Source organism: Streptomyces sp. NH27 (assembly GCF_056859195.1).
Genome location: NZ_JACEGK010000323.1, coordinates 1 through 8,995, shown reverse-complemented (window position 1 = coordinate 8,995; position 8,995 = coordinate 1). Strand labels below are relative to the sequence as shown.

9 protein-coding genes and 1 pseudogene are annotated in these 8,995 nt (G+C 72.1%); 8 read left to right on the top strand and 2 right to left on the bottom strand.

Annotation, left to right across the window (positions count from 1 at the left end; genetic code table 11):
- The first annotated feature begins 177 nt into the window (after positions 1-177).
- The 3 genes from AC13HU_RS24065 to AC13HU_RS24055 all read left to right on the top strand — a co-directional run bounded on the left by AC13HU_RS24065 (position 178) and on the right by AC13HU_RS24055 (position 2,548).
- A complete protein-coding gene (locus AC13HU_RS24065) occupies positions 178-702 on the top strand; it encodes an XRE family transcriptional regulator (protein WP_483044020.1) in 525 nt (174 codons plus the stop codon).
- A 93-nt stretch (positions 703-795) separates the two neighbouring features.
- On the top strand, positions 796-1,320 hold the full coding sequence (locus AC13HU_RS24060; RefSeq protein ID WP_483044019.1) for a ParH-like protein: 525 nt from the start codon (positions 796-798) through the stop codon (positions 1,318-1,320).
- Positions 1,313-2,548 carry an MAB_1171c family putative transporter gene (locus tag AC13HU_RS24055; protein WP_483044018.1) on the top strand — a complete coding sequence of 412 codons (1,236 nt, stop codon included), beginning with the start codon at positions 1,313-1,315 and terminating at the stop codon, positions 2,546-2,548. Before AC13HU_RS24060 ends, AC13HU_RS24055 begins: the two co-directional genes overlap by 8 nt.
- Here AC13HU_RS24055 and AC13HU_RS24050 read toward each other — a convergent pair.
- Positions 2,526-2,807 (bottom strand): annotated as a pseudogene (locus AC13HU_RS24050) (glycosyltransferase); the annotation flags it as partial. The gene AC13HU_RS24055 and the pseudogene AC13HU_RS24050 sit on opposite strands and share 23 nt — an antisense overlap.
- A gap of 354 nt (positions 2,808-3,161) precedes the next feature.
- Here AC13HU_RS24050 and AC13HU_RS24045 point away from each other — a divergent pair.
- Positions 3,162-3,719 (top strand): GNAT family N-acetyltransferase, encoded by a 558-nt coding sequence (locus AC13HU_RS24045; protein ID WP_483044023.1) that lies wholly within the window; start codon positions 3,162-3,164, stop codon positions 3,717-3,719.
- 586 nt (positions 3,720-4,305) lie between these two features.
- Complete coding sequence (locus AC13HU_RS24040) at positions 4,306-4,674, top strand: carboxymuconolactone decarboxylase family protein (RefSeq protein WP_483044022.1); 369 nt, start codon at positions 4,306-4,308, stop codon at positions 4,672-4,674.
- Between the two features lie 42 nt (positions 4,675-4,716).
- On the opposite strand, the gene AC13HU_RS24035 is transcribed toward AC13HU_RS24040, so the two are convergent.
- Complete coding sequence (locus AC13HU_RS24035) at positions 4,717-6,228, bottom strand: MFS transporter (RefSeq protein WP_483044021.1); 1,512 nt, start codon at positions 6,226-6,228, stop codon at positions 4,717-4,719.
- Positions 6,229-6,399: 171 nt separating this feature from the next.
- Between AC13HU_RS24035 and AC13HU_RS24030 the strand changes: the two genes are divergently transcribed.
- The 3 genes from AC13HU_RS24030 to AC13HU_RS24020 form a co-directional block, all read left to right on the top strand.
- A complete protein-coding gene (locus tag AC13HU_RS24030; RefSeq protein WP_483044017.1) occupies positions 6,400-7,140 on the top strand; it encodes a YoaK family protein in 741 nt (246 codons plus the stop codon).
- A 223-nt stretch (positions 7,141-7,363) separates the two neighbouring features.
- The gene (locus AC13HU_RS24025) at positions 7,364-7,693 is read left to right on the top strand and encodes a YciI family protein (protein ID WP_483044016.1); all 330 of its coding nucleotides are present in this window, start codon (positions 7,364-7,366) and stop codon (positions 7,691-7,693) included.
- Positions 7,690-8,995, top strand: a 1,306-nt coding sequence (locus tag AC13HU_RS24020) for an RNA polymerase sigma factor (protein ID WP_483044015.1), incomplete at its 3' end; no start/stop codon positions are given. The genes AC13HU_RS24025 and AC13HU_RS24020, both read left to right, overlap by 4 nt.

Sequence of the window (8,995 nt, the reverse complement as noted above, 5' to 3'; positions counted from 1 at the left end):
GACAGCGACTCCCTTGTCACGTACGGCAGTCGGCGGCGGCGCCCGGCACGTCGGCACCGCCGCCGGCGCACCGGCTCACAGCTGCCGGCCATTCCGGGATCGGGGGGCACCAGCTAGGATGAAGCCGGGTGCGGGGGCACTCCAGCTTGGCTGGATCGATGCGGGGGGAGGCCGATGATGGGCGAGAACGCATCCACCGCGCCGTCCGCCACCGGACGCGAATCCGCCGCCGGAGCCGGGTCCACGGCCGATGCCGCGGCTGATTCCACGGCCGATCCCGCCGCCACCTCCGCCGCCACGCTCGCCGACAAGATCGACGCGCTCTTCCGCGTCATCCGGCGCCCCAACCGCGAGCCGTACAGCCATGAAGAGGTCGCCCGCGCCTGCCGTGAGGCCACCGGCGAGAGCTTCTCCGCGACCTACCTGTGGCAGTTGCGCACCGGCCGCCGCGACAATCCCACCAAGCGCCATCTGGAAGCCCTGGCGCAGTTCTTCGACGTTCCCGTCGGGTACTTCTTCGACGACGAGCAGGGCGCCGCCATCGCCAAGGAGCTGGAGCTGCTCGGCGCGCTGCGCGACGCGGGCGTGCGCAGCATGGCGCTGCGAGCGGTCAACCTCTCCCCCGAAGACGCGGCCACGATCAGCGACATGATCGACGTGCTCGCCCGCAGGGAGCGCGGCTCCCCGAGTCGCGAACCCTGAGCGTGCTCGAACTCCTCTGTGAGATCTCGCAGTTCCGGCCGGCGGACAAAGGGACAGCGTGTGAGACGTACGAGAAGTGCCAGAGGTCGGTCCATGTGGCAGCGCTGCCAGCGCACGGTCGACGGGCTCGACCTGCCCAGTCCGTTCGACGCGACGGTCTTCGTCGGGATGCTCGCGGGCGCCCGCGGCCGTCCGATCGAGCTGGTGCCGGTCTCCTCCATGCAGCACACCCCGTGCGGCCTGCTGGTCACCACCGACCGCGCCGACTGCATCCTGTACGCGGCCGACACCACCGCGCTGCACCAGCAGCACATCCTGCTGCACGAGGCGGCCCACCTGATCTGCGGCCACCACGAGACCGCGCCCGCCGCGTCGGAGGCCGCACAGGTCCTGCTGCCGCACTTATCGGCGTCGCTCGTCCAGCGGGTGCTCGGGCGCAGCGTGTACACCGAACCACAGGAGCAGGAGGCCGAGTTGGTCGCCTCCCTGATCCTGACCCGCACCGCCCATCTGGCCGACAGCACGCACCCCGCGCCGCCGCCCCACCCCCAACGGGCCCGATTAGACCGGCTGTTCGGCATACCGGAGGACTCGGCGCCGGGCCGCCGCGATGGCTGACCTGCTGTCGTTCCTCGGTGCCGGGTGCTTCCTCGTCTTCGGCGCCCACCGGCTGGCGATCACCCGTGGCGGCGCACGAGCGGACTCCGCGCAGCGCCACGTCGCCGGTTTCGCGCTGTGCATGGGCCCGGCCCTGCTCTTCAACGCACCTGTGATCGCAGGCGGGTTGTCGCATGAGGCGACGCTCGACATGCTGGTCATGCTGATCTCCCACAGCCTGAAGATGGCCGGTCTCGCCTTCCTCGTGCTGGTGGCCTACGCGCTCAAGTCCCCGGCGGCCGGACGGCGTGCCGTGCGCCGCCAGATCTGGACGGCCGGCGCGGTCCTGACCACCTCCGTGCTGCTCTTCTTCATGGCCGGCCCCGCCACCAGGGGCGAGGAGTTGTCGGTCTCCGGCGGCCACCGGTGGGCCCTGGCGTCGTACAGCGCGCTCTTCGCCTTCTACGGTGCGTGGTGCCTGCTCGTCATGGCGAGGGGACTCGCCGACCACGTCGGCCGGACCGCGCCCGGGCTGCTGCGTACGGGGCTGCGGCTGATGATGCTCGCGGCCGCGTTCGGCGCCGCCTGGACGGCGTGGGCGCTGGACGACGTCATCGCCGATCTGCGCGTCGGCCACCAGGGCGTGGGCGAGGACGTCATGTCCTCCTCGCTGGGCGCGATCACCGCGCTCCTGGCCACCGGCGGGGCCACCGCGACCCTGTGGGGCGACGCGCTCGGCGCTCCCGTGCGGTGGCTGCGCGCCTACCGCCGCTACCGGGCGCTGGAACCGCTGTGGTCGGCCCTGCACCGAGAGCTTCCGCAGATCGCCCTCGACCCGTCGGTGACCGACCGTCGTCCCGGCCTGCAACGTGCCGAATTCGCCCTCTACCGGCGGGTGATCGAGATCCGCGACGGCCACCTCGCGCTGCGCCCGTACTTCGACTCCGACGTCGCCCGGTGGACGGCCGAGGCCGAGGACCGCGACCGCGACCGGCGGGCGGTGCTCGAAGCGGCCACCATCGCCGCGGCGCTGGAGAACAAGCGGGCCGGGCGGCGGTGCGAAGCGGCAGATGCCCGGCCTCCCGGGCCCCCGGAGCACACGCCGACGACGGTGCCGGGGACGGTGGCGGCCGAGACCGCCTGGCTGCTGGAGGTGACGGCCGCCTTCACCGGCTCGCCCGCCGTCGCCGACGTCCGCCGCCGCGTCCGTGCCGCCGCGTCACGATCTACGGCGCCGCGCCGGTCTTGACCACCGTGTCGTACAGCTCGGCGGTGCGGCGGGCGACCGTATCCCAGCCGAACTCGCGTACCGCGCGCCGCCGTCCCGCCTCCCCCATCCGGGCCGCGGTCGCCGGGTCGCCGAGCAGCCGGCCGAGCGCCCGGGTGAGCCCGGCCTCGAACTCCTCGGCGCGGCCTTCCCGGTAGGGCACCAGCAGCCCGGTCCCGCCGTCCGCCACGACCTCGGGGATGCCGCCGACCGCGGAGGCGACCACCGCGGTGCTCGCGCTGTTCGGCGAAGTCCCGCGGGACCGCCGACTCGTGAGCCCGCGCACCCGACGCGGTGGGGGCACGGTTCGGTTGACCCGCTTTCGGCCACCCTCGGCACGTTGTCACCTCTTGCCCCTGGTTGCCACCCGTTTGCCACCCATGACCGCCCGCAGTCGCCGCAACGGCCGTTTACTGACGAATGGGACGCCGGCGCATTCATGGGTCCACTGGGACGTGCGCACAGGCAAGCACAACCCCGGTGCGCCCGCGGCAATACGGCAGATCCCGCCCCGAGGGACCGGATGCGGAATGACGCTTTATTGACGGCTGCCGCCCCCCGGTCCCGGGCACACGTATGGGAGAGACGACACGTGATGACCACCCCCCACTCCCCCGCACCTCTGCCACTGCGCGCCGGAGAGCGGTTGGCACTGGCATTGGCGAGGGAAGAGATGATGCAGGACTACCACCGGTGGGAGACCGACCCGGCGACCGTCGTCGGCTTCGGTGCCCGCTGGCCGGTGTCCTGGGAGGTGTTCCAGGCCCGATTCATGCGCTGTCACACCTCGAAGCACTACCAACTCTTCGAAGTGGTCACCACCGAGGGCACGGTGCCGGTCGGTACCACCGCTCTCAATGTCGACCAGGCGGTCAACACCGCCGAACTCACCCTCGTGATCGCCCCGGAGCACCGCGGCCGGGGCTACGCGACCGAAGCCACCGCGCTCACTCTCGACTGGGCGTTCTCCATCGCGTCGCTGAGCGCGGTGTGGTTGGAGGTGCTGGCCCCGCACACCGCTGCGGTCAACGCCTACCTCAAGGCCGGCTTCCACCCCGCCGGACGGCTGCGCAGCGCCGCGCTGTGGCGCGGCCGGCGGGTGGACAAGCTACTCCTGGACTGTTTGCCCGACGACCTGGCAGAAAAGAGGTGACCCGAGATGTCCTGCCCCGACGTGAACTGCCGCAAGGGCGGCTGCACCACCGACCCCGGCCAAGGCCGGCCCGCCCCTGAGCGTGGTTCCAAGGCATGACCCCGCTCAGCACCTGCCGTACCCCCGCCCTGCGGGGGTACGGCTCGTTTCGCCGCCGCTTCGACCGTCGCGCCGGCCGCGCGGCCCGGCTGACGTGGGACGGCCCGGGGCGGACAAGTCCGGCCCTCATGAGGGCGGCGGCGCCCACCAGGAAGCCGTTCGCCTGGAGGCGTCCGCCTGGAGTGGCTGCCGTCCAGCCGGTCGACGGGCTCGATCGGCCGTGAAATCAGCACGGGCCAACGGCACCCGCAAGACACCACGCACGAAGTTCCCGGTTCCGCGCCCCCTCGTCGCGCTTGACCTGGAGTGCGCTCCAGGTCCTAGGTTTCCCGTCATGGACCACGACAGCCGATCCAAGGCCGAATCCCCCGACGAGTCCCGGACCGGGCCCCCTTCCGAAGCAACGGCCGAAGCAGCGGCCGAAGCCGCCGTCGAAGCCGCGGCCGAGGCACCGGCCGAGAGCCGCGAGGCGCGCTTCGAGCGCGGGATGGAGACGCTCTCGCGGATCGACGGCGAGGTCGGACGCAAGGTGATCGAATCGCTCGCGGACATCTCCCCCGAGCTCGGCCACCAGGTGGTCGCCTGGGGCTTCGGTGAGATCTACCGCCGTCCCCAACTGGCGCCCCGCGACCGGCAACTCGTCACGCTCGGCATGCTCACCGCGCTCGGCGGCTGCGAGCCGCAGCTGGAGGTGCATGTCAACGCCTCGCTCAACGTCGGCCTCACCCCGGAGGAGATCGTGGAGGCGCTGCTGCACTCCGCCGGGTACTGCGGCTTCCCGAAGGCGCTGAACGCCACGTTCGTGGCGAAGAAGGTGTTCGGCGAGCGGGGCCTCCTGCCGGTCGGCCAGGAATAGCCCCGCGTCCGTACAGGCCCCGCCGTACGAGCCCCCGTACGGTCAGACCGTGTCCCTCGTCGGCTTCGGCGTGGCGGTGGACGCCGGCCGCGCCGGGCCCGCGGAGGAGAGCGGTGTGGCGATGTCCTCCAGGGACTTCTGCTCGGCGTCGACCGCGAAGACCACCGCGACCAGGCCGCCGGCGCACATCAGGGCCGCGCCGATGCAGAACGCCAGCACCGTGTCGCCGACGTTCCCGGAGGAGGTCAGGTCGGCGAAGACCAGCGGGCCGGTGATGCCGCCGGCCGCCGTGCCGATCGCGTAGAAGAAGGCGATCGCCATCGCCCGGGTCTCCATCGGGAAGATCTCCGAGACGGTGAGGTACGCACTGCTGGCGCCGGCCGAGGCGAAGAAGAGCACCACGCACCAGCAGGCGGTCAGCGTGTCGGCGTCCAGCGAGCCGCGGTTGAACAACCACGCGGTGCCGAAGAGCAGGATGCCCGACAGCAGATAGGTGCCGCTGATCATGATCCGCCGGCCGACGATGTCGAAGAGCGGGCTGAGCAGCACCGCACCGCACAGGTTGCCGGCCGCGATCACCGCGAAGTAGTAGCCGGTGTGGCCGGAGTTGACGCCGTAGAACTTGATCAGGATGGCGCCGAAGCCGAAGGTGATGGCGTTGTAGATGAACGCCTGGCCGATGAAGAGGGACAGGCCGAGCGTCGCACGCCTGGGGTACTTCAGGAAGACGGTCCTGGCGATCAGCCCGAAGCCGATGCTCTTGCGCTGGTGGATGGTGATCTCGCGGTCGGCGGGCGGCAGTTCGATGCCCTTCTCGGCCTCGACCCGCTGCTCGACCTCGCCGACGAGTTGCTTCGCCTCGTCGCCGTAGCCGTGGATGAACTGCCAGCGCGGGCTCTCCGGCACGTGTCTGCGCACCAGCAGGATGACCAGCCCGAGCACCACGCCCAGCGCGAAGGTGATCCGCCAGCCGATGTCCTTGGCGAAGATGCTCGTGTTCAGCGCGACGATGGACAGCAGCGAGCCGCCGATCGCGCCGAGCCAGTAACTGCCGTTGATGGTCAGGTCCACCCGGCCGCGGTACTTCGACGGGATCAGTTCGTCGATCGCGGAGTTGATCGCCGCGTACTCGCCGCCGATGCCGAAGCCGGTCAGGAAGCGGAAGGTGAAGAACCACCACGGCGCGAAGGACAGCGCGGTCATCGCGGTGGCGCTCAGGTACACCGCGAGGGTGATCATGAAGAGCTTCCGGCGGCCGAACCGGTCGGTGAGCCAGCCGAAGAAGAGCGCGCCGACGCACGCGCCGGTCACGTACAGCGCGGCGGCGAGTCCGGTGATGTCCGAGGAGGTGACGGCCAGACCGGAGCCCGGCTCCGACAGGCGGCCGGCGATATTGCCGACGATGGTGACTTCCAGCCCGTCGAGAATCCATACGGTGCCGAGGCCGACCACGATCATCCAGTGCCAGCGCGACCACGGCAGCCGGTCGAGTCTCGCCGGCACGTCAGTGGTGATGGTAGGACCGTCGGTCGGGGACAGGTCCGCGGCGGACATCGCCATGGAAGATCACCTCCTTGCCGGTCAGTTTCACATCGGCGGTCACGACACGCGCGCCCACCGCTTCCGGCGGGGCCGAGGCGGCCACCATGCTGGGGGACCACCATCGCCCGCGTGGTCCGTCTGTCCCGGCGGGCGGCGGGCACGCCTCCCGGGAGGACACACGCCGTGCGCACCACGCTCCGTCAGATCCGTGCGATCGTCGCGCCGCCGCTCACCGGTCCGCATGGTCCGCTGCCGCCGCTGCTGCTGGTGCTGACCGTGGTGACCGGCCTGGTCGACGCCTTCAGCTACCTGGTGCTGGGTCGGGTCTTCGTGGCCAACATGACGGGAAACGTGGTGTTCCTGGCCTTCTCGCTGGCCGGTGCGAAGGGCTTCTCGATCCTCGCGTCGGTGCTGGCGCTGATCGCGTTCGTGGCGGGCGCGGTGATCGGCGGGCGGCTGTACGGGCTGGTGTCGGAGCACCGGGCGCGGCTGCTGCTGGGCGCGACGGCGGCGCAGTTGGTGCTGGTGCTGGTCTCGCTGGCGCTGGCCGAGGTCTTCGACCTGCCCGCCACCGGCGGGCAGCGGGCGGTGCTGGTGGTGGTGCTCGGGCTCGCGATGGGGTCGCAGAACGCGGTGGTACGCCGTTTGGCGGTACCCGATCTGACCACCACGGTCCTCACCATGACGCTCACCGGGGTCGCGGCGGACTCGCGGCTCGCGGGCGGCGTGGACAGCAAGGCGGGGCGGCGGCTGCTGTCGGCGCTGGCCATGTTCCTGGGCGCTCTGGCGGGCGCGGCTCTGATCGTGCACGGCCACCCGACGGTGCCGCTGCCGATCGTGGCGGGCCTGCTGGCCGTCGTGGCCGCGGGCCTTCTTCCGCACCGCCACTCGACCCTGCCGTGGGCGGCGCCGCAGGCGAGGTGAGGCGCAGCCGGGCCAGGTGAGGCGCCGCGGGCCTTTCCCGCCGACCACGTGAGCTGCCGCCGGCGAGGATGCCGGCACGGATACTCGGCACGGATACTCGACACCAATGTCGCCGCGGATGTCGATACGGGCCGGTGCCGTTCGTCGTGTGGGTGACCGAGCGGAATCCGCCCGCACGACACGGAGGGCGGGAGACGCGCCCACGACACGAAGGAGATGCGCCATGAAGTACCTGCTGCTGATCTGCCACGACGGCACGGGATACGACGCGACGCCGGAGCAACTGGACGTCACCCCGTGGGTGGAGGAGATGGACGGCCGCGGCATCCGCCTGATGGGCAACCGGACCCGCGAGTCGTCCGACGCCACGACCGTACGGGTCCGCGACGGCGGCCTGCTGCTCACCGACGGCCCGTACGCCGAGACGAAGGAGCAGATGGCGGGCTTCGACGTGATCGAGTGCGCCGACCTGGACGAGGCGGTCGAGGTCGCCTCGAAACACCCGGTGGCCAAGTACGGGATGATCGAGGTGCGGCCGTTCTGGACGGATTGACGGATCGGGCCGACGCGGCCCGCGCGGCGGTGGCGGCGGCCTGGCCCGAGGAGTGGGGCCGGGTCGTCGCGGCCGTCATCGGGCAGACCGGCGACTGGGACCTGGCGGAGGAGTGCGCGCAGGACGCCTTCGAACGGGCCCTCGAGCGCTGGCCGCGCGACGGCGTACCCGACCGCCCCGGCGCCTGGCTGACCACGACGGCCCGGCACCGGGCGCTGGACGTGCTGCGCCGCCGCTCCAACGAGGCACGCAAGCTGCGTGAGGCGGCCCGGCTGGAACCGGACGCCGACCGGGTCGCCGAGCCGGCCGAGGCGGTGGTGGCCGGCGCGGACCCGGAGGCGGACGCGGTGCCGGACGACCGGCTGCGGCTGATCTTCACCTGCTGCCACCCCGCGCTGCCGCGGGCCGCGCAGGTCGCGCTGACGCTGCGCTCGCTGACCGGGCTGACCACGGCGGAGATCGCCCGGGCCTTCCTGGTGCCGGAGTCGACCATGGCGCAGCGGCTGACCCGGGCGAAGGGCAAGATCCGGCACGCGGGCATCCCGTTCCGGGTGCCGCCGCGCGAGCTGCTGCCGGAGCGTACCGGCGCCGTACTGACGGTGCTGTACCTGCTGTTCAACGCCGGGTACGCGGGCGGCGCGGACGGCCTGGACCAACGCCGGGTCACCGCGGAGGCGATCCGGCTGGCCCGACTGCTGGCGGGGCTGCTGCCGGACGACCCGGAGCCGGCCGGGCTGCTGGCGCTGATGCTGCTGCACGACGCGCGGGCCGCCGCCCGTACCGACGCGCGCGGCGACCTGGTCCCCCTGGAGGAGCAGGACCGGTCCCGCTGGGACCGGCAGCGGATCGCCGAGGGCCTGACGACGCTCGACGCCGCGCTCGTCGCACGCCGCCCAGGGCCGTACCAGGTGCAGGCCGCGATCGCCGCGTGCCACGCGTCGGCGGCGCGCGCCGACGATACGGACTGGCCGCAGATCGCCTTGCTCTACGGGGAGTTGGCCCGGTTCGCTCCTGGGCCGGTGGTCGAGCTCAACCGTGCGGTGGCCGTGGCGATGGCGGAGGGGCCGGCGGTGGGCCTGCCGCTGGTCGAGGCGCTGGCGGATGTTCCGGCGCTGCGGGGCTACCACCTGTTGCCCGCCACCCGGGCGGATCTGCTGCGCAGGCTCGGCCGGCATCGTGAGGCGGCCGCCGCCTACCGCGAGGCGCTGCGGCTCGCGCCGACGGCGCCGGAGCAACGCTTTCTGGAGCTCAGGGCGCTCCACGCCGAACGGAATTCGAGCGACCGGCCCGCCCCGGGTACCC

Coding starts and splice junctions, on each gene's coding strand:
- AC13HU_RS24065 (WP_483044020.1), top strand. CDS start 178: ATGGGCGAGAACGCATCCACCGCGCCGTCCGCCACCGGACGCGAATCC.
- AC13HU_RS24060 (WP_483044019.1), top strand. CDS start 796: ATGTGGCAGCGCTGCCAGCGCACGGTCGACGGGCTCGACCTGCCCAGT.
- AC13HU_RS24055 (WP_483044018.1), top strand. CDS start 1,313: ATGGCTGACCTGCTGTCGTTCCTCGGTGCCGGGTGCTTCCTCGTCTTC.
- AC13HU_RS24045 (WP_483044023.1), top strand. CDS start 3,162: ATGACCACCCCCCACTCCCCCGCACCTCTGCCACTGCGCGCCGGAGAG.
- AC13HU_RS24040 (WP_483044022.1), top strand. CDS start 4,306: ATGGAGACGCTCTCGCGGATCGACGGCGAGGTCGGACGCAAGGTGATC.
- AC13HU_RS24035 (WP_483044021.1), bottom strand. CDS start 6,228: ATGTCCGCCGCGGACCTGTCCCCGACCGACGGTCCTACCATCACCACT.
- AC13HU_RS24025 (WP_483044016.1), top strand. CDS start 7,364: ATGAAGTACCTGCTGCTGATCTGCCACGACGGCACGGGATACGACGCG.